Source organism: Ruegeria spongiae, assembly GCF_023502395.1.
Taxonomy (GTDB): domain Bacteria; phylum Pseudomonadota; class Alphaproteobacteria; order Rhodobacterales; family Rhodobacteraceae; genus Ruegeria_C; species Ruegeria_C spongiae.
On record NZ_JAMFMB010000043.1, the window covers coordinates 1 to 24,335 of the forward strand.

Genomic DNA, 24,335 nt, shown 5'->3' on the forward strand with positions numbered 1-24,335 from the left:
CAATGGGTCCTGAGCCTAGAGCGGGCGTTCCGGCGCGTAGGACGGATGGCAACAAAGTCCCGCATTGCTGGCGAACCGTATTCTTTTTAGCGCACCAAATTGCAGTCATCTTTCGATACCCTTCTGCAGCGCGCGTAGATGATCCGGGAATTGTCGGGCAGTGAATTTGGCCTCGCGGACAAGCGTGTCGAAATGGGTGGTGAAGGTTTCGATCCGGTCCCGGTCGCGGAAGGCAAGGTAATGCCCGCCTGCGTAAAACACGCAGAGCAGCGGTCCGAAAATGGTGATCGGGGCCGAGTACAGCCGTTTGGCGTCGAACAGATAGATGCGCAGGCGTGGATAGAGCTGTTCACAAAGCTCCAGAAACCGGTCGATCTGTTGATGCCGGATTTCGGCAGGAAGACCCGCGTAATAACCGGTGGCACGGGCGAAGCTGTCGATTTCATAGAGCGGCAGCGCGATCTCGTAATCCGACTGCGCCCGTCGCATGAAACTCAGCCGGTCCTCGGACGCGCCAATGGCCTGATCAGCGGTGCGGCCCAGATGCGGGGCGTATTCCCATTCCAGCAGCGCGCGGGTTTTCAGCATGTCGGGCAGGGCGGCGGGGACATGGCGCATCTTGTAGCCAGCTGCCTCCTGATGCCACTGGAAGATGCGCTCATCCACCAGCGCGCGTGGCGCCTCGGTCAGGCTGAGCGCACCGGCCAGCAATTCCGCAGCGCTTTCGGGCCGCTCCGAGAGGCTCAGCAGCCAGTCCGACGACACCCCGAGCGCGGTGGCGCAGGCCCCTACCACATGGGCATTGGGCAGGCGGGCGCCTTCATCCGTCAGCAGTTGCGAGATTGTTGATCGGTCGACCCCAACCCGCCGCGACAGCGCGCTTTGGCTGACATGGCGCTCTTCCATCGCACGCGCCAGACGCCGCCGGAACTGGGCGGCGCGGTCGCGTTTGTCCATAGTGTCCATCATGTGATGATAAATATCACCTTTGCAGACTAATGTTAATCATATTCAGAATTCTCTACGCCGGGTCTGATCTGTAACCTTTCTGGGAAAGATAAAAAAAGCGGTACGGAGAGTGGAATGGAGACGCGACAGCGATCTGTTGTGAAGGCATTGGTGTGGAACCTGATGGGGCTGGCCATGATGACCGTGGTGGGTCTTGTCGCAACCGGGTCGGCGGCGGTGGGGGGCACGCTGGCGGTGGTGAACACCGCGATCGGGCTGACGATGTATATCCTCTACGAGCGGATCTGGGCCGGTATCCGGTGGGGCCGCAATGTCTGAACCGCGCGGCACTCCAAACCCCGAATGGGGTACTTTCGGCCTGATGGTGCTCTGTTATCTGTTGTGGGGGGCGGTGCTGTTCCGACTTGCCGACCTATCCGTGGCGTTTGCCATCCCGATGGCAGGGTTTCTGGTGGCGTTTCACGCCTCGCTGACCCATGAGGTGCTGCATGGACATCCGTTTCGCAGACAGTGGCTGAACGAGACGCTGATGGCGCTGCCGCTGAACCTGTGCATTCCCTATAACCGCTTTCGCGACCTGCATCTGGCGCATCACCGCGACGCCAACCTGACCGATCCGTATGACGATCCGGAATCGAACTATCTGGACCCGGCCACATGGTCGCAGATGCCACGGGTTCTGAAGGTTTTGTACAGGTTCAACAACACGCTTCTGGGGCGCATCCTGATCGGCCCGGCCATTGGTCAGGCGGTGTTTTTTGTCGACGAAGGGCGCGCGGCGCTGCGGGGCGACCGAGAGGTCTGGCGCGCCTGGATGCAGCACCTGCCGGGTGCGGCCCTGGTCCTTTGGCTGGTGAGCCTGTCACCAATGCCGGTCTGGGCCTATCTGATCTCGGCCTATCTGGGCCTGTCGCTGCTCAAGATCCGCACCTTTCTGGAACACCGCGCCCATGAAAAGGCGCGCGGCCGCACGGTGATTGTCGAGGATCGGGGGGTGCTGGCCTTCCTGTTCCTCAACAACAACCTGCATGTGGTGCATCACATGAACCCGAAAGCCGCGTGGTATCAACTGCCCGCGCTTTACCGCGACGGACGCAGCCGGTACCAGACCAGCAACGAGGCTTATGTCTATCGCTCATATGGCGATGTCTTTCGCCGCTATTTCCTGCGCGCGAAAGACCCGGTGCCGCATCCGCTCTGGCCGAAGGGTTGAATTCGCGCCATACCGGGCGGCATGAGCCTTTGGATACCCGTCACAATCGCTGCCGCGCTGTTTCAGACCGTGCGGTTCATGCTGCAGAAAACCCTGAGCACCGTGCGCCTGACGCCTGCCGGGGCGACATTTGCGCGCTTTGCCTATTCCGCGCCGCTGGTGGTGCTGGGGCTTGTGGCCTATCTGACGGTCACCGGCACACCGTTGCCATCGCTTTCCGCGCGGTTCTGGACGTTTGCCGCCATTGGCGGTACGGCGCAGATATTGGCCACGATCTGCGTGGTGGCGCTGTTCAAGCAGCGCAACTTTGCGGTTGGCATCACCTTCAAGAAAACCGAAGTGATCCAGACGGCTCTGGTCGGGCTTGTCATACTGGGTGAGGGCGTGTCCTGGGGCGGGTTCGCCGCCATCCTGCTGGGGTTGGCGGCGGTGTTTTTGCTGTCAAAAACGCCTGGCGGCGAGGGCCCCTGGTGGCGGCACCTGACCAATCGCGCCTCGGTGCTGGGGCTGGGTTCGGGCGTCCTGTTCGCCTTTTCGGCGGTCAGCTATCGCGCCGCCTCGCTGGATCTGGGCGATCTCGATCCGGCGTTTCGTGCAGGCGTCACGCTGGCGGCGGTCACCAGCCTGCAGATGATCGGCATGGGGCTGTGGCTGGCCTGGCGCGACCGGGCCGAGCTGCGCGCGGTCTGGGACACCCGCCGGACGGGGCTATTTGTGGGGCTGACCAGCATGGGCGGGTCATTTTGCTGGTTTCTGGCCTTCACGCTGCAGAACGCGGCCTATGTGAAGGCGCTGGGGCAGGTCGAGCTGGCCTTCAGCATCCTGGCTTCAACGCTGTTCTTTCACGAGCGCATCAACAGGCGCGAGATCGCCGGGATCGGCATTCTCGCGCTGTCCATTCTGGTGCTTGTTCTGTCAATCTGACGGGCGCTCAGGCGACCGACTGTTCGCGCCGTTCGTCAAAGCTGAGCGCGATGAAGCTGGGCATGTGATCGCCCATGCCGACAACCTTGTCGCGGCCCTTGTAATCGCGGCTGCGCGAGCGGCCTTTGCTGTCACCCGATTTCCTGCCCTTGGCCTCTGCCGCGCGATCCTTGCCGCCGGTTTCGGCCTCAACGGCTTTTTCGGGTGCGGGTGCGGGTTCGGATTTGGCTGCCGCTTCGGGTTTGGGCGCTTCGGATTTCAGCGGGTTGTCGATGCGCGGGATGTCCTTTTGCACCAGCTTCTCGATGGCGCCCAGGTTCTTTTCGTCGCGCGGAATACAGATCATCATCGCCTTGCCGTCGCGGCCCGCGCGGCCGGTGCGGCCGATCCGGTGGACGTAATCCTCGGGGTGGCCGGGGACGTCGAAGTTGAACACGTGGCTCACATTCGGCACATCCAGCCCGCGCGCCGCCACATCAGAGGCGACAAGGAATCGCAGCGAGCCGTCGCGGAATCCGTCCAGCGTTCTTGTCCGCTGGCTCTGATCCAGATCGCCATGGATCGGCGCGGCGTCATAGCCGTATTTCTTGAGCGATTTCGCGACGATATCCACATCGGTCTTGCGGTTGCAGAAAATGATCGCGTTGCTGCACTTGTCGCCCTCGGCATCGATGATCGCGCGCAGCAGCTTGCGCTTTTCGCTGGCCTCGCGGTCGCGGCGCGAGCCTTTGAACATCACCACGCCCTGTTCGATGGTTTCCGAGGCAGTGGCCTGGCGGGCCACCTCGATCCGCGCAGGCGCGCTGAGGAAGGTGTTGGTGATCCGCTCGATCTCGGGCGCCATGGTGGCCGAGAAGAACAGCGTCTGGCGGGTGAACGGCGTCAGCGAGAAAATGCGTTCGATATCGGGAATGAACCCCATGTCGAGCATCCGGTCGGCCTCGTCCACCACCATGATCTGCACGCCGGTCAGCAGCAGCTTGCCGCGCTCGAAATGGTCCAGCAGGCGACCCGGAGTGGCGATCAGCACGTCGACACCCCGGTCGATCAGCGCATCCTGTTCCTTGAACGAGACACCACCGATCAGCAGCGCCTTGGTCAGTTTGACATGCTTGGCATAGGTGTCGAAATTCTCGGCCACCTGTGCGGCAAGCTCGCGCGTGGGGCAGAGCACCAGAGACCGCGGCATCCGCGCCCGCGCACGACCGCGTGCGAGCAGCGTGATCATCGGCAGCGTGAAGCTGGCGGTCTTGCCGGTTCCGGTCTGGGCAATGCCCAGCACATCGCGCCCGTCGAGGGCTGCGGGAATCGCGCCTTCCTGGATCGGGGTCGGGGTTTCATAACCGGCCTCGGCAATAGCCTTGAGGACCTTCGGGTTCAGGTTCAGATCGTTAAACTTTGTCATATGTGTCCGATATATGCGGACACTAGACCTGGCCCGCGCGTCTTACGTTGGGTGCCGGGTCCGGATGACCAGCGCGGTTCAGGCGCATCGGCTTGTGCGGCGGCATAACAAAAAGGCGAGCAAGGGTCAAACAAACATACTGCGCCGCCCGAAACAGGTGGGTTTCTTTGTTGCGGTGCGTCAATTCGGCAAAAATTCAGGGAAATGTTTCCGGCGTTTCCAGTCCAGCCCAAGATCGCGGTGCCTGAGCAGCCCCTCGGCTGCGAGCGCCTCTCGCAACCGGTCCGTATCGCCGCATATTTCATCATAGAACCGTCTGAGCCCTGCCTCGCCTTCTTCCTGTTCCAGCGCGCTCAGCAGCTCATGGATGGTTGCACCGCCTTTCTCTCTCGGTCTGGCGGGCGACATCTCTTCCCGGTAGGAGCCTTTTTCCAGTCTGTAGCGGTACTGTGCCAGCCAATCCTCCCACCCTGTTGCATGGCGATGACAGAGCACGACGTTCTCAAGTTCAACCATGTACGGATTGCGATTTTCGCCCAGAACGTAGCTGTGAAGACCGATTCGAACGTTGCTGAATCCAGTGCGCACAAACACTTTGCCAACCACATGGCTGAGGAACCCACCCTTCAGGAAGGTCCCGAATTCGGGATAGAGGCGGTGGACCAATGGGCCGCGCTCGGGCCCGGATGGGATGTAGCTTTTGAACAGGGTGCCGTCGCCGTCAATCAGCTCATTGGGGCGCACAAGGGCCCCCATGACGGAACGCGGAAGCGCGCCAAGGATGCTGCCCAGCGGCGCGTCCGGCCAGAGGAACTCATCCACATCGATATGCGCCAACCAATCCACCAGAGGCGGGGTGCCATAGACGCGGGTCGCGTTGAGCGACTGGCGGAACTGATGGGTGGCCGGGCGCTTGCTTTTGCCGATCCGTTTGCGCCAGTAATTCTCGGTGCAGACTGTCACCCGTATATTTGGATGCGCGCGCAGCAGGTCCATGACCTCGGGGCAGGGCTCGTCGAGATGGATGTACACGATCTTCGCACCAAGCTCGATGTGATAGGCGGCGAAGTTCAGGATGTCCTGTGCCGGTGCCTTGATCGTGGTGACAACGCCCCATCTGTCCGTGCCTTCAGACATGTCGAAGAAGTCTCCGCTTTTGACAACCCGCCAGCGGCCCCATCCGGTGCAGGCTGGGAGTTGGCGGCGGTGTGGTCATCATCTCTTTAATCTCGCTCAAGCCGACACAGAAATCGTTAGAAATCGTTGTGGGTGTCGCCCCTGTTGGGGAAATGCGTCTGTACTGCGCGATTCAGGTTCAGATCCCGATTCCGGGTCAGACCCAGATTCCGCAGCCGGTCACGGGTTGCCGGGTCTGTGGCGAAAACCTCGTCATAAAATCCCTCCAATCCGGCCTTGCCCTGCTCTGCCTCAAGGGTTCTGAGCTGTTCATGCACGGATTTCCGAGCTGATTGCGCCGACATTTTGCGTCGGCGTGGTGCTTTTCTGAGACGGTCGCTGATCCTGGCCACCCAGGCATCGCGCTGCGCCGAAGCAATGTTGCATATATCCACGCCGTCAAGCTCGACAGAGGCCAGCGGCCGCTCATCCGCGTCATAAAAGCGGTGAATCCTGAAGTTGATGTTCTTCAACCCGGTGCGCGCAAACAGCTTACCGGTTGTGTCGCTCACCAGACCGCCATGGGTCATCCACCCATGGCCGGGATAGGCGCGGGTGGTCAGTTCGGCGCGCTCTGGTCCTGGTGGAACCGGTGCCTTGAACGCTGACCCGTCTCCGGCCAGCGCCTCGAGCGGGCGGATGCGGGCGCAGTGCACATCGCCGGTCAGGGCGCGCAACCGATCCGAGACGGGGGTCTGGGACCACAGGAATTCATCGACCTCCAGATGGCACAGCCAATGCGCGTCGGTGGCATAATAGGCGTGGTCGTTGTTGGCGCTGTGGCGCACCAGCAGGCGCGAGGGCCGCCCATGCCCGATGCTGCGCCAGTGGTCGTCGCCGCACATCACCACGGTGACGTTCGGGTGCGGGTCGAGGTGGTCGAAAGCCGGGGATTGCGGATCGTCGAGATAGACGTGAACCCGTTCTGCGCCGAGCTCCAGATGGTGAGCGACAAACCGCAGAATCTCCGGCGTCGATGCGTCGGTGGTTGTGCAGACGGCCCAGCTGTCGGTTTGCGCCTCGGCCCGCGGGTTCTCGCCCCGGTAGTGGCGCACCCGCGCAAAGACCGTGTTCGGGTCCGAGACCACAAGCCCGAGCAGATGCAGCCCCAGCGGGCGCAGCGCGTCATCGTCCTCGGCCAGCCGCCAGAGCCGCGCCAGCATGTTGCGATCCAGGTCGCCGGTAATGAGGGAGTATCCATCCATCCCGAAGGCCAGTTCATGGCGCAACCCGCCGTCGCGGCGCGGAAAGGCCATATCGTTGCGCCAGCCCGAAACGCGGCGTTCGCTGTCATGTATCTTGATCATGTCGAACAGCACCGACAGGCCCATGCCGCCCGCCCGCTGCGCCGGAGTCTCGCCCTGATCTGCAAAGGTGGTCGCTGCCGAAATCTGCCAGCGTACCGGCAGTTCCCGCACAAGCTGGTCGCCCTTTTCACGCCAGATCCGCAGGAACAGGTGACGCACCGCCTCGGGAGGGTCGCGGCGGCGCAGGATGGCGATGCACATCGCATGCACCGCCCAGAGCGTGCTGTGCCCGTCGAATTCCTGAAGGAGAATCTGGTATTTTCGCGTCGCATCATGTTGGTGGTCAAACGAAGACGGCAGCACCGGTGCTTTCGCGCTGTCGCGGTGAAGCTGGTCCAGATCCACATCCGGATCGGGCAACACGGCCTCGACCCCCCGATAGGGCTCAAGCTTGCGCTCGAAGGTCTGCAGAAGGCTTACAAAGCCGTCGGGATATATCGCGTCATCGTCCATACACCCGAGAGCTAACCGGCTTTGCCGCCTAGGTCATCATCTCTTTTGTCGCGGTCAGGCGCACATCTGGATGGTCGCGTTCGATGCGGTCGATATCCCATTGCAGCCGGGTCAGATACACGATGTCACCATCATGGTCATGGGCGATGTGCTGCTTGTTGGCGTTGATGAATTTGTCCAGCGCCTGCTTGTCGCCGCTGGCCCAGCGGGCCGAAGTGAATTGCGAGTTTTCGAACCGGACGGGCAGCCCGTATTCCATCTCGATCCGGCTGGCCAGCACCTCGAATTGCAGCGCGCCGACAACGCCAACGATGAAACCCGACCCGATCGAGGGCTTGAAGACCTTGGCGGCGCCTTCCTCGGCAAATTGCATCAGCGCCTTTTCCAGATGTTTGGATTTCAACGGATCGCCCGCGCGCACGCTTTGCAGCAGTTCCGGCGCAAAGGAGGGGATGCCGGTCACGCGGATCGCCTCGCCCTCGGTCAGCGTGTCACCAATGCGCAGCTGTCCGTGGTTGGGGATGCCGATGATGTCCCCGGCCCAGGCCTCTTCGGCCAGTTCCCGGTCCGAGGCCAGAAACAGCACCGGATTCGAGATCGCCATCGGCTTCTTGGACCGCACATGGGTCAGCTTCATGCCGCGTTTGAAGTGACCGCTCGCCATGCGCACGAACGCCACCCGGTCGCGGTGCTTTGGGTCCATATTGGCCTGTACCTTGAAGACAAAGCCTGCGACCTTTTTTTCATCGGGTGCGATCTGACGCGGTTCGGCCGACTGAATCTGCGGCTGAGGCCCATAGGCGCCGATGCCCTCCATCAGTTCCTTGACGCCGAACGAGTTGATGGCCGAGCCGAACCAGATCGGGGTCATATGGCCTTCAAGGACCGCCTGCGGGTCGAGCTTTGGCAGCAGTTCACGCGCCATCTCGACCTCTTCCAGCAGCTTGTCCAGCAAGTGCTCTGGCACGTGTTCGGCCAGCTTCGGGTCGTCCAGCCCGTTGATTTCGATGCTTTCGGCGACTTTGTTGCGGTCGGCACGATCCATCAGTTCCAGCCGGTCGCGCAGCATGTCATAGCAGCCGATGAAATCGCGCCCGACACCAATGGGCCACGCCGCAGGTGTCACGTCGATGGCCAGCATTTCCTGAATTTCGTCGATGATCTCGAACGTGTCGCGGCTTTCGCGGTCCATCTTGTTACAGAAGGTCAGAATCGGCAGGTCGCGCAGGCGGCAGACTTCGAACAGTTTCTGGGTCTGGCTTTCCACACCCTTGGCGCCATCGATCACCATCACCGCCGCGTCCACCGCCGTCAGCGTGCGATAGGTATCCTCGGAAAAATCGCTGTGACCGGGCGTATCCACCAGATTGAACCGGAACTGGTCATAGTCAAAGGACATCGCCGAGGCCGAAACCGAAATGCCCCGGTCCTTTTCCATCTGCATGAAGTCCGAGCGCGTGCGCCGCGCCTCTCCCTTGGCGCGCACCTGGCCAGCCATCTGGATGGCGCCGCCATACAGCAGGAATTTCTCGGTCAGCGTGGTCTTGCCCGCATCCGGGTGCGAGATGATCGCGAATGTGCGGCGGCGCGCGATCTCGGGCGGCAGAGCGGGGCGGTTTGTGGCGGTGTCCAACATGTGCGGGCGTATAGGTGAGGCTCTGACCGGGTGCAAGAAAAAGGGGCCGGTGGGCAGTTTCTGCCCCGAACCCGGATAAAGCCGGATTGGCGTTCCGACGGCTTGCTGCGCGCGATTTCAGCCGGTTTGCGGGCGCGTCAGATCAGCCGGTGGCCGCCCGGCGCAACAGGTCGATCGCATCGGGCCTGTGCAATAGCGCCCGCGTCATGTCCGGGCCGCTTTTGCCGCGCAGATGCAACAGCGGGCTGACCTTGGCCGGCAGGCCCTGCGGCAGGGCGGGTTTGACGCGCGAATTGATCGGCAGCAGATCGGCAGCGATCCCTTCGGCATAAACTTGATGCGGGCGGTCAAAGAGAATCTGGAAATATTCGACACAGCCGCCTTCGATCGCAAAAACGTTTTCACCATCGACCAGATGGCGGGCACTGACCAGCACCTCGGGCGTATCGGTGCGTTGCGGGACGGCAAGCCGGTGGTTGGGGCTGACGATCAGATCGTTTTCATTGTTCAGCGCCCCGCTGCGGATTACCACCAGCGAAAGATCCCCGGCAGCCTGCACCGCGGACCGACCGGCCCAAAGAACCTTTTGCGGGCCATGGTCACGGGTGAGGACCCGGTCCCCGGCCTTGAGCGTTTCGACACGCGCCTGCGCGCCCGAGGCCAGCGTGATATGGGTGCCGCGTGTGAAAGCGGTCGCGGGCGTCCGCGCCAGCGTTTCGCGCGCCGCGCGGCGGTTCATCCCGACAAGCGTATAGGTGCTGTCGGCGCGGAGCGGGGCCAGCGGAAGCAGGTAGATATCGGCAATCAGCCCGGCGGTGTCGACCTCGACCAGCAGCACCGCCTCGATGCTTGTTCCTTCGGAGGAAACAAGGCTCAGGGCGGTGTCCAGATGCACCGTCCCGCCGGGATGGCCCATCGCGGTCTCCATCGCGACGGTGAAGCCGCCACCGGGCTCGAGATGCAGCGCAAGCCGCTGCCGTTCGGACCCCGGGTACAGCCGGTAGACATCATCCAGAACCAGGTCGTCGGCGGGCGACAGCGCGTCCCCCTGATTTACGCCTTCGACCACGGTGAAGGTGTCGGCGCGATAGACGAGAAGGGATTGAACTGGGCTGTTGATGGTCACATGCATAACGGGTCTTCTACTCGAACAAGGTTTCTTACTAGTAAAGCACACACTACATCTTGGGTGGTGCGAGAATGTGGCACGGATAGGTCGGGTTGCGGGCAATTTCATCAAGGTGACGTGGCGACCGAAGGCTTTAGCAGAGGGAGAGAGAGATGGAACTGGGAATTTCGGGCAAACGTGCCCTTGTCTGCGCCAGCAGCAAAGGGTTGGGGCGCGCCTGTGCCGATTCGCTGGCTGCTGCTGGCGTCGATCTGGTCCTGAACGCGCGCGGGGCGCAGACTCTTGAGGACACTGCCCGGACGATACGCGCCGCCCATGGCGTGTCGGTGGAAACCGTTGCTTGCGACGTGACCAGCCCCGAGGGGCAGGCGCAGCTGATCGCTGCGGCGGGGGATGTGGACATTCTGGTCAACAACGCGGGCGGCCCGCCGCCGGGGCTCTGGGCGGATTGGGAACGCGAGGATTTCGTCAAGGCGCTGGACTCCAACATGCTGGCGCCTATCGCGATGATGACGGCGCTGCTGCCGGGCATGATCGACAAGGGCTGGGGCAGGGTGGTCAACATCACCTCGCAATCGGTCAAGGCGCCAGTGGCTATTCTGGGGCTGTCGAACGCGGCCCGGACCGGGCTGACCGGCTATGTCGCTGGCACGTCGCGGCAGGTCGCACCTTACGGGGTGAACATCAACAACCTGCTGCCCGGCAGCCATGCCACAGACCGGATCGACGCGCTGGACCGATCAACCGCCGAGCGTGAGGGGATTTCCTTTGACGAGGCGCGCGCGATGCGCCAGTCCACCATCCCCGCCGGACGCGATGGCAAACCGCAAGAGTTCGGTGCCGCCTGCGCGTTCCTGTGTTCGCAGCATGCGGGGTTCATGGTCGGGCAGAACATCCTGCTGGACGGCGGCAACGTGAATGCGACGATCTGAGCCATGTCGCAGGGGTTTTCGCTGAAAGATCAGCTGTTCAACGCCGACAAGATTGCCTATCTGGCGGGGTTGTTCGATGAGGCCTCCGGGGCGTTCGGCCACCGCGCGTTCGAGGCCCGTGTCATAGCGCGGCTGCCCGATCTGGAACTGAAAGAGCGCATCGACTGGATCGCGGCCTGTCTGGCCGAGGCGGTGCCGGGCGATCTGCGGACCGTCGCGCCGGTGATCATCCGCGCACTACCGGAGCCGCTTGATCCGACGCTCAGCGATGATGATTTCGGCGATTTCATCTTCGCGCCTCTGGGCGAATGGGTGGTGCGGGTTGGTGCCGATGATCCGGACCTCTCGCTGGATGTGCTCGCGGAACTGACCCAGCGGTTTTCGATGGAATGGGCGATTAGGCCGTTTCTGAACGCCGATCCGGGCCGGGTTCTGGACCGGATGGAGCGGTGGTGCGATCACGACAGCTATCATGTCCGCCGTCTGGTCAGCGAGGGCACCCGACCGCGCCTGCCCTGGGGGCAGGCGGTCTCGCTTGATCTGACCGATCCGTTGCCGTTGCTTGACCGGTTGCACGCTGATCCCACCCGCTATGTGACGCGCTCGGTCGCCAATCATTTGAACGATATCGCCAAGAAAGACGCCGATTTGGTGCTCGGGCGCGTTTCAGATTGGCGCGCGCGCGGTCAGCAGAATGCAGAGGAACTGCGCTGGATGACCGGCCATGCGCTGCGCGGTCTGGTCAAGCAGGGGCATCCCGGCGCGATGACGGAGCTGGGTTATGACCCGGATGCAGAGCTGAGCGCCGTGCTGAATTTGCCCGACACGGCCCGCATCGGTGAAGTGCTGGCCTTCACGGTCGATCTGACCGCCCCGCGCCCGACCCCGGTTCTGGTCGATTACATCATTCATTTCAAGCGCTCCGGCGGTAAAGTGTCGCCAAAGGTGCACAAGCTGAAGCAGACCCGTATCGAGACGGGCGCGCTGAGCCTGTCGAAAAAGCACAAGCTCAAGGGCAATGCCACGACCTTCAAACTGGTGCCGGGCAGCCACCTGATCGAGGTTCAGATCAACGGGCGCACCCGCGCCAGCGCCACGTTCGACCTGCTGCCGGAACGGTAATGTTGTGTCGATGGTCAGAAGCCTCTGACTTTCATGTCATATAACAGGTTCCTTTTTGGAATGGGGGAAACTGCTGCAGAAGCGGCAAGCAGCGAAGGCGCTAAAAGAGCCAACTCTTCCGATTTTCTGTGGTGCAGCTAAAGTCTGCTTTCGGGATGATTTTGTTGAAAACTCGAGAAATCGGAAGCTACAATTTTTGGCCAATTTCCCATTCAAGCGCAAAGTTGGTCCGTATCCTCTGAGAGGGACCGCGCGCGCCGCGGGTGCATGAATACGCCTTTGGGCCGCCCCTCTCGTCAAATAAACCAACGGCCCTTCTATCGTCAAGAATTCCGTCGATTTGAGCTGAAATCGTAGTTTTTCAACGATGCCGGAATGCCGACTAAATCAACATCGAGACGATGATCGAGATCGGACTTTGATTGCATCAACTGCCTCGGCGTTTCGATAGCAGACATTTCTAGACGACCCTGAGCCGACCTTATAGCTCAAATGGCGATCCAGCATGACCAGACGTGAATTCCGCTGTTCGCTAGAAATCTCTCTATCAGCCGGACGTCACGAAAAGCCAGGGCGTGAGACTTGAGTCTTGGCACCCTCCAGCCCGCCACGCATATCGCGTATGGCATCCCCAATTTTTTTCCCATAGCGCAACAGACTACCCCCCAGAAGATAGACGCAGTCATCGCCATAATGTTGCACCATATCTGGCAGTCGTTCGATGCTCATGCCGCCACCGGGGCTTGGCAGAATTGCAGGGCCCATGCCCATAGGCGCGCGACATGCCTCAACAATCTGCGTGCATTCGTCTTGAGAGAATCCAAAGCGCCCGCCGTAGTTTGGAAAGACGGAAATATCCGTCCCCGCGAGACGCATCAATTGCCCCAACATCATGCCATGCCCGTAGCCGTGCTCCGGTGACAGGACATATGGGCCCAAATGGCTCGGGTGCGCCATAATGGGAAGGTTTAGATCAGCGTCCCGCGCCAATCTGTTGATCGCATCAAAACCAAACAGGCCGGGGATGACCAAGATGCCCTCGGCCCCTGCCTCTTTGGCGTAATAGGCCATATCGCAGACCTGATCGCCGTGCCCGCCGATGTTGGCGAAGTAAAGCGCGCGCGATGTATCGCCTTGGTCGGCGCGTTCCTGATTGGCCTGACCTACGGCGGCAGCGCAAGCCTTGATCCGGTCTTTGAAAGGGGCGGCGTCCTGATTGGCGAGCCCATGATCCTCTTTGATGATATCAGCGCCGGCCACAGCCGTCAGATAGCACAGCCGCGCAAGGGTTTCAGGCGATGAGCCCTGTGGTTTGATCACCGGACAGACATAGCCACCCGCCGTGCGACCCGTCAGTTCGCGCAGACCGGCAGCACCGAAACGCGGCCCGGGAAAGCGGGACCGCAGATCGTCGTTGGGGGTCAGGTCAATGGCTTTCACACCACGCAAAATGGAGGCATTGCCAAGGATAACGTTCAACAGCTGCGGCAACTCGCGGCCCACGGTGTCGATGTGATAGCCAATTTTTGCGGTCCAAACGCCGTCGCCGTTGGCCGTGATGTCCTGCACCTTTCCCAAAACGGTATCTTCAATATACCCCGAAGGTACCACGTCGCGGGGGATCTCCACCGTGTCCTCCAAAGCAATCGCCTCGGCCCGCGCTGTGGCGTCTGCATCGTCGTCGGCCAGTATGCGGTAGGTGACCGAGAAGCGGTCCATCAAAGCCCCTCCGCTTTTGCCAGCGAGTGCACAGCATCGACGCGGACTTGGGCCAGGTCTTGCTCGGTAATGCCCAGCTTTTCGCCCATCAGATCCTCGATCCCTTGGGTCAGGGCCAACGCATCCAACCCGTAATACCGCATCAGATAGGCGCGGCTGCCGCCGTGGGCGTAAGTATCGTTCAGACCCAGTCGCTTGAGCTTCTTGCCCACGCCGTTATCGGCCATGATCTCGGCCATCAGTGATCCGATGCCGCCCTCGGTGACGTGGTTCTCGAGCGTAATGACGCCGCCTTTGACGCTATGGATGTGATCCAACATGGTCACCTTATCAAAGGGCTTGATCGTGTTCAGATGCAGGTGACGCACCAACACACCTGCCCCTTTCAATGCCTTGGTGGCGCGCATCGCTTCTTCTGTCGTGATCCCTGCGGTGACGATCAGAATGTCGTCTCCCATGGACACCTCGCGCATTTGTCCCACCACGATCGGCGTATCAAACAAGCGCGGCACTTGCCCGCGCAGCACGCGGCAATAGACCGGCCCATCGATGCTGTCGGCGGCGGCGCAGATGCTTTCGACTTCGGTTGCATCGCCTGTTTCAAGGATGGTCATATTGGGCATGGAGCGCATGACGCTGATATCTTCAATCGCTTGGTGGGTCATGCCGCCCGGTGTCGTAATGCCCGGCAAAAAGCCCATGATCCGCACTTTGCGGCGGGGATATGCAATCGAGGCCATCAACTGATCATAGGGCCTGCGGTAACAAAATACCCCAAAAGTATGGATGAACGGACGGTATCCGGCAAGGCCAAGCCCGCCAGCAAAGCTCATCATGTTTTGTTCGGCCATGCCCAGAGACAGGAACTGATCGGGGTGGTTGTCACGGAATTTGTCGATCTCGCAAGACGACGTGAGGTCGGCCGACAGACACAGCACATCGGGGTTCGCAAGCGCGTGTTTTTCAAAGGCAGCCTCGTAAGGGCGCGATACCATTTCGGCCATCAGCGGGCTCCTTCGTAGTCAATAGGGGCGACGCCCAACGCGTCCGCGATCGAGATGTTCATCCGCGCGCGTTCGTCTTCGGATTCGAAGCGGACATAGTGAAGACGTGGAAAACGTTCCTCGAGGATCGGCATGGCATGGAACGGGTTGGAGTGGGCGAGGATGATCAACGGCTTGCCGACATGCGGGGTCTTGGCCGCATCGCGCATCGCGCCCAGATCATGGGCGTCACATTCGGCGACAACGGCACCGAATTGTTCCATCTTGGCACGGATGTCGCCGACTTCCATGACGCTGTCCATCGCCCCGTCGCATTGCTGGCGGTTCACGTCCATAATCGCTTTCACGCTGTCGATGTGGTGGTGCGCACAGCATTGGATAGCCTCCCAGGTCTGACCTTCCTGCACTTCACCGTCGGACATGTAGACCCAGGTCTTGCCCGTTTCGCCGCGTTTCTGGCGGCCCCAGGCAAGGCCCGCCGCCGTGGACAGGCCAATGCCCAGCGTGCCGTTGTGCACCTCCATGCCGGGGCTATGTTCCGCGCCGATCATTTCGACGCTTGAGCCGTCTTTGTTGAACATCTCAAGGCCTTCTGGCGCCATGCGCCCGACCTCGATCAATGTGGCATAGGCAACAAGGGCATAGTGCGCAGGCGCAATGAACAAGCGGTCCAGATCGGCCTCGAACGGGCCGTTATATCCCGCACCCGTGTGATAGCCGGGGTTGTCCGCATGGGGCACGCCCGCGAACAGTTCAGGGATCATCGGCAGGGTGGGGGCACCCAAATTCAGCTCTTCATTGTAAAGCCAAGCCAGTTGCTCGGCCGCGGAACAGGCCTGCGACAGATATCCGCCATTGTTGCGCATCGCATGTTCAAAGACGCGGCGACGGATGCCAAGCGCAATGTCCTCGGTGGATTTTTCGTTCTTCATCAAAATACTCCGCTTTGGCGGGCTAACAATCCAGCGTGGACTACAGAGAGGACCATGAGGCCTGTGATCGGACGCGAGGGATTCTAGAATTCACACCGTTGCGGAGGATATAGCTGCCAAAGGCGCGGGCTTCGCTGCATTGCACGACGGCATAGCTGCGTGTGATTGATTGCAATGCTCTTGTCGCGGGATGCTGGACGGGGCAGCCCCCTCGGGTCTGCGTGCGTTCAGAATGTCCCAAACTGATGTATGTGCCCCGTTCATTTCATCCGGCGCATCGCCCACTTGCATGCGCCGCGCTGCGTAATCGTGAAAGGAGCCGATTGGCATCATTTCGGTGATGATGTCGATGACACTTGGTGTATCCTGTCCGGGATATTGAATGACCGAACTGTGCGGACATACCGCCGTTGCAGACACCGCCTGATAGTTTGTATCAGCTACGGCAAGCTCGTCCCGATGTCCCATTTGGGCAAGGCAAGCCAGCAGGTCTGGTGTGGTATTCGGGTCAATTCCAAATAGCATCGGTGTGTTTCGCATCCTTGGCAAAGTGATCTGCGGCCCGCCAGACTTGCGGGCCGCAGATGTCAGATTAACGCGTCGGCAACGGCATCCAGTCCGCCACCGCGACATCCGCATGTTGGAACTGGGGCATTTGGGCCCCCAGATCATCCATGTTTTTGATGTCCTGCTCATTCAGGAAATCCTGCGTGATCAAGGTCGGCGGCACCACAACGCTTGCGCCCGGATTTTCGCCCGTCAACAGCAGCGCCAGTGCCCGCACCGAGACTTCGCCAACCACAGCCGGATTGGTCGCCACCGTCGCAACCCAAGCGGAGCCCGGTTCGCGCATGGCAGAGATGTCGGCAGTGGACACATCAGCGGAGTAGATATCCACGTCATCGGCCATACCGGCTTCGTCCACGGCGATTTTTACACCCTTCGCAAATTCGTCATAGGGCGCGAACACGACCGAGATAGTCGGGTTGGCTTGCATAACCGAACGGGCCTGGTTCGCGATCGAATTCGCAATTGGGTTGTCTAGAGTTCCGAAAACAGCGGCTTCGGTGATGTCGGGATTGGCGTCTTTCACTTCTTCCCAGGCCACGTTGCGGCGATCCAGCGGCGCGATGCCAGGGACATAAACATAGCCTGCGGTGAAGGCGTTGCCGTTGTCTTTCAATGCTTGCTCAAGCGCGAGCTTACCCAGAAGGTAGTCAGACTGTTCGATCTGTGGAATGGCGTCGTTTTCAACGTTAACGTCAAAGGCCACGACCTTGATACCGGCATCAACCGCACGCTGGGCTGCGTCTTTCATTGACTCGGTCAATCCGTGCTGGATGATGATGCCGTCTACGCCAAGGGCGATCGCCTGATCGACCATATCAGCCTGAAGCGCGGCATCCTGACGGCTATCAAAGACGCGTAGGTCCATGCCAATGGTCTCTGCCTGCGTTTCCACGCCCGACAGATACGACTGGAAAAAGTCACCCGTCGAAAGATACCGCACCAATGCGATTTTCACGTCACCGGGATTGTCGAGCGGCGCTGGCATATCGGCAAGTGCAACGCTTCCATATCCGGCCAACAGCGCGACGGACCCCATGAGTTTCATAGCTTGGCGTCGTAACATAATATTTCCTCCCATTATGTTGGTTCAGGTCTTTCCACCCGCGCTTCGTTTGGCGCTGAGGTAGAAGGTAAAGACAAGCGCAAGCACAAGGACCGCGCCCTTGACAAAATCCTGGGTGTAATAAGGCGCGTTCATCATCGTGAGGCCTTGCAGCAAGATGCCCACAAACAGCGCGCCGATCGCGGTGCCAAAGGCATTTGCACGTGCAGCACCCAGCACCGCGAAACCGATCAAGGCGGCGGCCACACTATCGAGTAACAAGTTGTTGCCACTGGCAATGTCACCCCTACCCAGACGCGCCGCCAGCAAAATACCTCCGATAGAGGCGGTCACGCCAGAAATCATATAGGCGGCAATCTTGTAACGGTTCACGTTGGTGCCTACCAAGGCGGCGGCGCGCTCGTTCGAACCGATGGCATACATCAGACGGCCATGACGGGTGAGTTCAAGAAAGACCCAGATCACAACGGCGGTGATCAGGAAAATGACCACAGGCACTGGGACCAGCTTTTCGACAAACAGGTCAAAGCGGTGCCGCCCCAGCCATAAAAAAGCTGCCGAAAACGCACCCTCTGCGGCGCTGCCATCGGGCAGCTTCATGCCGGTTGCGATAGAATTGCCCTGCGTTGGAATGCGCTGCAAGCCAATCAGAAGGAACATCATGCCAAGGGTCGCCAACAGGTCTGGCACCTTGAATTTCACGATCAACAGTCCGTTGATCAACCCAACGATGGCCCCCATCAGCAGACACAACAACACCGCGGTCACCGCAGACATTTCAAGAATGACCATCGCGTAAGCCGACAGCATCAGGGCAGAGGTAGCGACCGAGCCGATGGACAGATCAAACCCGTCGACAACCAAGGTGCAGGTCACGCCAAGCGCCAAAATGCCCGTGATTGCCACAGACTGCAGGATAAATGCAGCAGACCGCGGCGAGGCAAAGCCATTCGCCGACAGGCTGAAATAGATCACCATGCAAAACAGCAGGATCAGGAACCCGAAGCGGATTGCAAAGGTAAGGAGTGTCTCGCGCGTCATCTAAGCATTCACTCGTGGTTGCGCGCCAGAGGTGCCGGAGACCTGCGCAATCAGCGCCTCCATATCCACGTTGCGGTTTTGATGTTGGCCTGCAATTGTACCTTCGTTCAGCACAATAATCCGGTCGGCGATCTCAAGCGCTTCATCCAGTTCGGCGACAAAGACCAAGGTGGCGCGCCCCTTGGCGGTCTCGCGGATATGCGCACCGATGTCGCGGCGCGCGCCAATGTCGACGCCTTGGAAAGGCTCGTCCAACAGCAAGACGCGGCAGCCCTTTAAGAGCCAGCGACCGATCATCACTTTTTGCTGGTTGCCACCTGACAGCGTGCCAATACCGTCATCGTCGGACTGGCACACGATGCCCAGGCGGCGGATCATGTCCTGCGCCGCCTGGCGTTGCGAGCGGCCCTTTAGGACCGTTGCACGGCTGAACAGACGCAGAAACGGCAGCGTCATATTGTTGGCAATATCAAAGTCGGGGATCACCGCGTTCGTGCTGCGATCTTTAAAGGACATAAAGACACCCGCCGCAACGGCCTGCGCCGCATTTTGCGGCGCATAGGCCCGCCCGGCGATCCGCATTTGCCCCGCCTTTGGGCGTTGCAGGCCAAAGATGATTTCGGCCAGCTCGCTTTTTCCGCTGCCCAAAAGGCCCGTGATTGCAATAATTTCTCCGTCGCGCGCAGAGAAGGACACCGGCGCGGACCCTCGTGACAAGGCCAGCGTGTCGATCTCCAGGATAGGTTGCCCGCCGTCCTGCACGCCGATGTCTACATCGGTCATGCTGTGCCCCAGCATCGCCGTGACCGCCCCGTCATAATCCAGCGGGCTCTGCTCAAACATGCCGGAAATTTCACCGTCACGCATGCACACGATCCGATCCGCGATGCGGCGGATATCAGACATGCGGTGCGAAATATAAAGGATCGCGACGCCCTGCCCACGCAACCTGTCAACAAGCGAGAACAACCGGTCTGCCTCGGATGCTGAAAGCGACGACGTCGGCTCGTCCAGAATGAGAACCTTCGGCTCGTATGCCATGGCACGTGCAATGGCGATCATCTGCCGGTCCGCGACTGATAGATCCGCAACCTTCGTACGCACATCCATGGTCAAACCCATGTTGTCGGCCACCTTCTGCGCAGCACGGCGGAGCGCGCCATCACGTACCAACACCCCCGCACCAGGTTCGGTCAGACGGTTCAACATCAGGTTCGTCGCCACGTCCAGATCGGGAATAACCCCGTCGTCGATAGATTGATGCACCGTGACAACGCCGTGGGAAATCGCATTGGCCGCGTCGGTCGGCAGGTAGGCGACCCCATCCAGATGCATGGTTCCGGCATCATGCCCGTGGAAGCCGCAAAGCACCTTCACAAGCGTCGACTTCCCCGCACCATTCGCCCCCATCAGCACAACAACCTCACCCGCGCTCAGATGCATATCGATGCCGCGCAAAACGTGATTCCCGCCAAAGGACTTTTTTAGACCTATGATTTCGCAGGTTTTCATGTCTCGCATTGGTCCTATGATTTGGGGCGCAGTGACCGTCACGACCTCAAGTTAGAGCGCTAAATATTCATTTGTCAAAGGATATGTCTATTGACTAACAATGATGTTTGCGCATGATTTAAAATGACAAAAGGAGGGTTGCGATGACACAAATCGGGCCGAATACCGCTTATCTTGCGCTCAACACACAAAGCTTGCCAGAGCGCCTGGCGAACGTGCCCGTCCTGATGCAGCAACTTGGCGACGACGTGCAGCAATGGGACGTCAAAGAAGTCGGTGATGGCAATCTCAATCTCGTTTTCATCGTGCAAAGCCCCAAAGGCAGCGTCATCGTCAAGCAGGCTCTTCCTTATGTAAGGCTGGTCGGGGACAGCTGGCCTTTGCCGCTTTATCGCGCTTTCTACGAATATCATGCCCTGACCCGTCAGGCGCAGCGTGATCCCGGTTCGGTCCCCGAAATTTATTATTTCGACGAAAAACAAGCGCTGATCGTGATGCAGTTCCTGTCGCCCCATGTGATCTTGCGCAACAAGTTGATCGCGGGCGAAACCGTCGCTGGCCTTGGTGACTTCTGCGGCAAGCATTGCGCGCGCGTGGCGTTCCGCGGCTCTGAGTTATCGATGAAAAGCGCAGACAAAAAAGCGGATGTCGCGCTATTTGCAGGCAATGTCGAAATTCCCGCGATCACCGAAGGGTTGGTATTTACCGATCCCTACTTTGATGCAGAGATGAACAACCACACGCCCGAACTGGATCCCGTGGTCGCCCGCCTGCGCGCCAACGCGGATCTGAAACGCATCGTGCAATCCATGCTTGCCAAATTCGCCAGCAACACGGAAACGATGCTGCACGGCGACCTTCATTCTGGCTCGATCATGTCCACGGACACCGAAAGCCGCGTGATTGATCCCGAATTTGCCCAATACGGCCCCATGGGATTCGACATCGGAATGCTGACGGCGAATTATCTGATGGCCTATTTTAGCCAACCCGCCCATCGCGGGGATGATCTGACAACCTATCAGGCATGGATTCTGAGCGTGGTCGAAAAATGTTTTGCAGCCTTCCAAACGGAATTCCGTCAGCTTTGGATGACAGAACGGACCGGTATGCTTTATCCCAAGGCGCTGTTCGAGGATCAGGGCCAAAGCAGTGAAAGCGCCTGTGATGCGGTGCTGGCCAACATCTGGTTGGATGCGCTGCGGTTCTGCGGGATCGAGATGCACCGCCGCTGCTTATCGCTCGCCCACAACGCGGATTTCGAGAGCATTGAAAATACAAGCATCCGTGCCCCGTTGGAAGCGCGCAACATCGAAATGGGCCTTGCGCTGATTTTGAACGCAGACACTCTAACCACCCCCAAAGATCTGACCGCGCTTGCGAAAGTGTTCAACGAAAAGGATATCCTATGAAAGTCAAAGGGACCCATTACCGCTCTTTGTGGTGGAACCATGACGACGATGTTCTTGAAATCATAGATCAACGGTCGCTGCCCTATGAATTCGTGACCCGGCAGGTCAAGACCATGCGCGAGTTCGAGGATTCAATTGTCGAAATGCGTGTGCGCGGTGCCCCGCTGATTGGTGCGACCGCAGCTTACGGCATGGCGCTGGCTATGAAGCTGGACCCTTCTGATGCAAATATGGATGCCGCTTGGGCAAGCCTGAACGCAACGCGTCCGACAGCGATCAATCTGCGGTGGGCGCTGAACCGATGCCGTGCGTCATTGCTACCTTTGAATCCGTCTGATCGCGCAGCGGCGGCTTTGGAACTGGCACATGCCATTGCGGATGAAGACGTCGAGATCAACCGCCGGATCGGTGTAAATGGTCTCAAGCTCATACAACACATTGCGTCCCAAAAACCTGACGGCGAACCTGTGCGCCTGTTGACCCATTGCAACGCAGGCTGGCTTGCCACCGTTGATTGGGGCACAGCCACCAGCCCGATGTATCAAGCTCATGATGCAGGCATCCCGCTGCATGTCTGGGTTGATGAGACCCGCCCGCGCAACCAAGGGGCGCTCACGTCTTGGGAGCTCGGCAGTCACGGCGTGCCGCACACCTATATCACCGACAATGCAGGTGGGCATCTGATGCAGCACGGGCAAGTGGATATGGTCATTGTCGGAACCGATCGCACCACTCGGCGCGGCGATGTCTGCAACAAGATCGGCACCTACCTCAAGGCGCTCGCCGCCCATGACAACGGCGTACCTTTCTACGTTGCTCTGCCTTCGCCCACTATCGACTGGACGGTGGAGGAAGGTGTTGCCGAAATCCCGATCGAAGACCGCAGCCCGCGCGAAACAACACATATTCAAGGCACGCGCGAGGACGGTTCGCTTGACGTTGTGAAAGTGACCCCCGAAGGGACAGCGGGCGGCAACCCCGCCTTTGATGTGACCCCAAATCGGTTGGTTACAGGCTTGATCACCGAACGCGGTATCTGCGATGCTACCCCCGAAGGTCTGGCCGCGATGTTCCCGGACCTGTCTAAATCGGAGACATAAATGCCATCAACAGCCGCGGCACCCCCGAAACCAACAGGCAGCAGCCTAGGCCGCGTGTCACGGCTTGAAGACAACATTATCGAAGCGGCATGGCTCTACTTCCATGATGGCCTCAATCAGGGTGGCATCGCAAAACGGCTCAACGTTAGCCGCGCGTCGGTGGTGAATTATCTGGCCGAAGCGCGCCGCCGCGATTATGTGCGCGTGGCCTTGGACAGCGACATTTTTCGCAACAATCAGCTTGCCTCTGATCTCAAGGACAAGTTTGGCATTGATGACGCGTTGGTCGTGCCCACTGACACCGCCTCGGTGAGCCGCTCAAACGAAAGGGTTGTGCAGGCGGCGTCTGACTGGCTGCCCAATTTTCTGAACCCCGGAGACCAGCTTGGCGTTGCATGGGGTGAGACGATCTATCGTTTGGCTGAAATTGCGCCCAAGCTGACGCTGGATGATGTGACCATCGTGCAGCTGATAGGCTCCAAGCCCTCGGAAATTGGGTTCGCCGCCGAAAACTGTGCCGCCACGCTCGCCCAAAGATTTGGGGCCAAATGTGAGAACCTGCATGCGCCGCTTTTGCTCTCCACTGCTGAGCTGTGTGAGGCGCTCAAGGCTGAACCAATAATCGCGCATCAGCTTGAAATGGTCGCGCAGTGCAAGAAAACAATTTTCGCGGCGGGCACAACAGACCCCGAAAGCCATATCGCGATGACGGGGCTTTTGGACCGCGAAACACTGGCACAGATGCGCGACAAGGGCGCAACCGGCGTGATTTGCGGACGCATCATTGACCAGGACGGCACCGCCATGCCCGCCCCAATCGAGAACCGCATGATTGGCATTTCGCTAGACCAGATGCGCGAAAAAGAAATGGGCATGTTGGTGTCAGCGGGCATCGACAGAGTACCCGCCGCACGCGCCGCCATGCTTGGCGGGTATGTCACACATCTTGTCACTTGCGCGGCTTCGGCTGCTCTCTTGTTGCAAGATGCGCGATGATCCACGGGGATGAACAGACCATTAGGCAAGCCGTTATAGACGGCTGTCGGTGGATGATCGCGTCGGGCCTGAACCAGGGAACGTCTGGCAACGTCTCGGTGCGCTGCGGGGATGAAATGATCATCACGCCGTCGGGCGTAACCTATGATGACTTGGTGCCCGAGATGATGTGTCGTGTTCCGCTTGACGCTGCGCCTGATCTGAAGGGTCCATATCCCCCCAGCAGCGAATGGCGTTTCCATCAAACGATCCTGAGAGAGAATCCGGCACAATCAGCCGTGGTTCACGCCCACCCGGCACATGCCACGGCCTTAGCCGTACAGCGCCGCCCGATCCCTGCATGTCACTACATGATTGCGGCTTTTGGAGGCAACAATGTCCCGCTGGTAGACTATGCCTTGTTTGGCAGCGCCGAACTGGCGGATATGATCGCCTCGGCATTGAAAGATCGCCATGCCTGCTTGATGGCCAACCACGGTGCTATTGTCACGGGCGACACGCTGGCGCGCGCGCTTTGGCGCATGGAAGAGCTTGAAAACCTCGCCCGCATCTATCTGCTTGCCCAAACAAACGGCACGCCCACGCTTTTGACCGACGAACAAATGCAGGATGTGATCAGTGCATTCGCTGGCTACGGGCCGCGTCAAAGTACAAGAAGCGTCTAGCCTTCAATACAGCGTTGGAAAAGCAGTCGTTGACGACGCTGGCGGCAAGGCTGGA

The 24,335-nt window shown here is 59.8% G+C and carries 22 protein-coding genes; 9 read left to right on the forward strand and 13 right to left on the reverse strand.

Annotation, left to right across the window (positions count from 1 at the left end):
• Positions 1–105 precede the first annotated feature (105 nt).
• On the reverse strand, positions 106–969 hold the full coding sequence (locus M3P21_RS20570; RefSeq protein WP_249713184.1) for a helix-turn-helix domain-containing protein: 864 nt from the start codon (positions 967–969) through the stop codon (positions 106–108).
• Between the two features lie 114 nt (positions 970–1,083).
• Between M3P21_RS20570 and M3P21_RS20575 the strand changes: the two genes are divergently transcribed.
• From M3P21_RS20575 to M3P21_RS20585, 3 genes are read left to right on the forward strand one after another with little or no spacing between them, the layout of a single operon-like run.
• Positions 1,084–1,287: a DUF2061 domain-containing protein gene (locus tag M3P21_RS20575; RefSeq protein ID WP_249713186.1), complete on the forward strand. Its 204-nt coding sequence runs from the start codon at positions 1,084–1,086 to the stop codon at positions 1,285–1,287.
• On the forward strand, positions 1,280–2,182 hold the full coding sequence (locus M3P21_RS20580; protein WP_249713188.1) for a fatty acid desaturase: 903 nt from the start codon (positions 1,280–1,282) through the stop codon (positions 2,180–2,182). The genes M3P21_RS20575 and M3P21_RS20580 overlap by 8 nt, the downstream gene beginning before the upstream one ends.
• Positions 2,183–2,203: 21 nt before the next feature.
• A complete protein-coding gene (locus M3P21_RS20585; protein WP_249713191.1) occupies positions 2,204–3,106 on the forward strand; it encodes an EamA family transporter in 903 nt (300 codons plus the stop codon).
• A 7-nt stretch (positions 3,107–3,113) separates the two neighbouring features.
• Here M3P21_RS20585 and M3P21_RS20590 read toward each other — a convergent pair whose 3' ends face one another.
• The 5 genes from M3P21_RS20590 to M3P21_RS20610 all read right to left on the reverse strand — a co-directional run bounded on the left by M3P21_RS20590 (position 3,114) and on the right by M3P21_RS20610 (position 10,215).
• The gene (locus M3P21_RS20590; RefSeq protein ID WP_249713192.1) at positions 3,114–4,511 is read right to left on the reverse strand and encodes a DEAD/DEAH box helicase; all 1,398 of its coding nucleotides are present in this window, start codon (positions 4,509–4,511) and stop codon (positions 3,114–3,116) included.
• Positions 4,512–4,691: 180 nt separating this feature from the next.
• On the reverse strand, positions 4,692–5,648 hold the full coding sequence (locus M3P21_RS20595) for a glycosyltransferase family 2 protein (protein WP_249713195.1): 957 nt from the start codon (positions 5,646–5,648) through the stop codon (positions 4,692–4,694).
• 116 nt (positions 5,649–5,764) lie between these two features.
• The gene (locus M3P21_RS20600; protein ID WP_249713197.1) at positions 5,765–7,447 is read right to left on the reverse strand and encodes a glycosyltransferase family 2 protein; all 1,683 of its coding nucleotides are present in this window, start codon (positions 7,445–7,447) and stop codon (positions 5,765–5,767) included.
• A gap of 28 nt (positions 7,448–7,475) precedes the next feature.
• Positions 7,476–9,083, reverse strand: coding sequence for a peptide chain release factor 3 (locus M3P21_RS20605; RefSeq protein WP_249713198.1), 1,608 nt, complete (start codon positions 9,081–9,083; stop codon positions 7,476–7,478).
• Positions 9,084–9,225: 142 nt separating this feature from the next.
• Entirely contained in the window at positions 9,226–10,215 is a 990-nt protein-coding gene (locus tag M3P21_RS20610; protein ID WP_249713200.1) for a Hint domain-containing protein, read from the reverse strand.
• A gap of 149 nt (positions 10,216–10,364) precedes the next feature.
• On the opposite strand from M3P21_RS20610, the gene M3P21_RS20615 reads away from it, so the two are divergent.
• On the forward strand, positions 10,365–11,144 hold the full coding sequence (locus M3P21_RS20615) for an SDR family oxidoreductase (RefSeq protein WP_249713202.1): 780 nt from the start codon (positions 10,365–10,367) through the stop codon (positions 11,142–11,144).
• A 3-nt stretch (positions 11,145–11,147) separates the two neighbouring features.
• A complete protein-coding gene (locus M3P21_RS20620; protein WP_249713203.1) occupies positions 11,148–12,266 on the forward strand; it encodes a YhaZ family DNA alkylation repair protein in 1,119 nt (372 codons plus the stop codon).
• Positions 12,267–12,824: 558 nt separating this feature from the next.
• Here M3P21_RS20620 and M3P21_RS20625 read toward each other — a convergent pair.
• The 7 genes from M3P21_RS20625 to M3P21_RS20655 form a co-directional block, all read right to left on the reverse strand.
• Positions 12,825–13,985: a RuBisCO large subunit C-terminal-like domain-containing protein gene (locus M3P21_RS20625; RefSeq protein WP_249713205.1), complete on the reverse strand. Its 1,161-nt coding sequence runs from the start codon at positions 13,983–13,985 to the stop codon at positions 12,825–12,827.
• Entirely contained in the window at positions 13,985–14,989 is a 1,005-nt protein-coding gene (locus M3P21_RS20630) for a transketolase family protein (protein ID WP_249713207.1), read from the reverse strand. Before M3P21_RS20630 ends, M3P21_RS20625 begins: the two co-directional genes overlap by 1 nt.
• Positions 14,989–15,921 carry a thiamine pyrophosphate-binding protein gene (locus tag M3P21_RS20635; protein WP_249713209.1) on the reverse strand — a complete coding sequence of 311 codons (933 nt, stop codon included), beginning with the start codon at positions 15,919–15,921 and terminating at the stop codon, positions 14,989–14,991. Before M3P21_RS20635 ends, M3P21_RS20630 begins: the two co-directional genes overlap by 1 nt.
• A gap of 90 nt (positions 15,922–16,011) precedes the next feature.
• The gene (locus M3P21_RS20640) at positions 16,012–16,446 is read right to left on the reverse strand and encodes an RbsD/FucU domain-containing protein (protein WP_249713211.1); all 435 of its coding nucleotides are present in this window, start codon (positions 16,444–16,446) and stop codon (positions 16,012–16,014) included.
• 67 nt (positions 16,447–16,513) lie between these two features.
• The gene (locus M3P21_RS20645) at positions 16,514–17,554 is read right to left on the reverse strand and encodes a substrate-binding domain-containing protein (protein ID WP_249713213.1); all 1,041 of its coding nucleotides are present in this window, start codon (positions 17,552–17,554) and stop codon (positions 16,514–16,516) included.
• A 24-nt stretch (positions 17,555–17,578) separates the two neighbouring features.
• Complete coding sequence (locus M3P21_RS20650) at positions 17,579–18,595, reverse strand: ABC transporter permease (RefSeq protein WP_249713214.1); 1,017 nt, start codon at positions 18,593–18,595, stop codon at positions 17,579–17,581.
• Complete coding sequence (locus M3P21_RS20655; RefSeq protein WP_249713215.1) at positions 18,596–20,053, reverse strand: sugar ABC transporter ATP-binding protein; 1,458 nt, start codon at positions 20,051–20,053, stop codon at positions 18,596–18,598.
• A 197-nt stretch (positions 20,054–20,250) separates the two neighbouring features.
• Here M3P21_RS20655 and mtnK point away from each other — a divergent pair, with 197 nt between their 5' ends.
• Genes mtnK through M3P21_RS20675 form a run of 4 tightly spaced genes read left to right on the forward strand, consistent with a single transcriptional unit; the run spans position 20,251 to position 24,280 of the window.
• Entirely contained in the window at positions 20,251–21,519 is a 1,269-nt protein-coding gene (gene mtnK / locus M3P21_RS20660; protein ID WP_249713216.1) for an S-methyl-5-thioribose kinase, read from the forward strand.
• Entirely contained in the window at positions 21,516–22,619 is a 1,104-nt protein-coding gene (gene mtnA / locus M3P21_RS20665; protein WP_249713217.1) for an S-methyl-5-thioribose-1-phosphate isomerase, read from the forward strand. Before mtnK ends, mtnA begins: the two co-directional genes overlap by 4 nt.
• Before the next feature lie 54 nt (positions 22,620–22,673).
• On the forward strand, positions 22,674–23,615 hold the full coding sequence (locus M3P21_RS20670) for a sugar-binding transcriptional regulator (RefSeq protein ID WP_249713218.1): 942 nt from the start codon (positions 22,674–22,676) through the stop codon (positions 23,613–23,615).
• On the forward strand, positions 23,612–24,280 hold the full coding sequence (locus tag M3P21_RS20675; protein WP_283781086.1) for a class II aldolase/adducin family protein: 669 nt from the start codon (positions 23,612–23,614) through the stop codon (positions 24,278–24,280). Before M3P21_RS20670 ends, M3P21_RS20675 begins: the two co-directional genes overlap by 4 nt.
• The last annotated feature ends 55 nt before the right edge of the window (positions 24,281–24,335 follow it).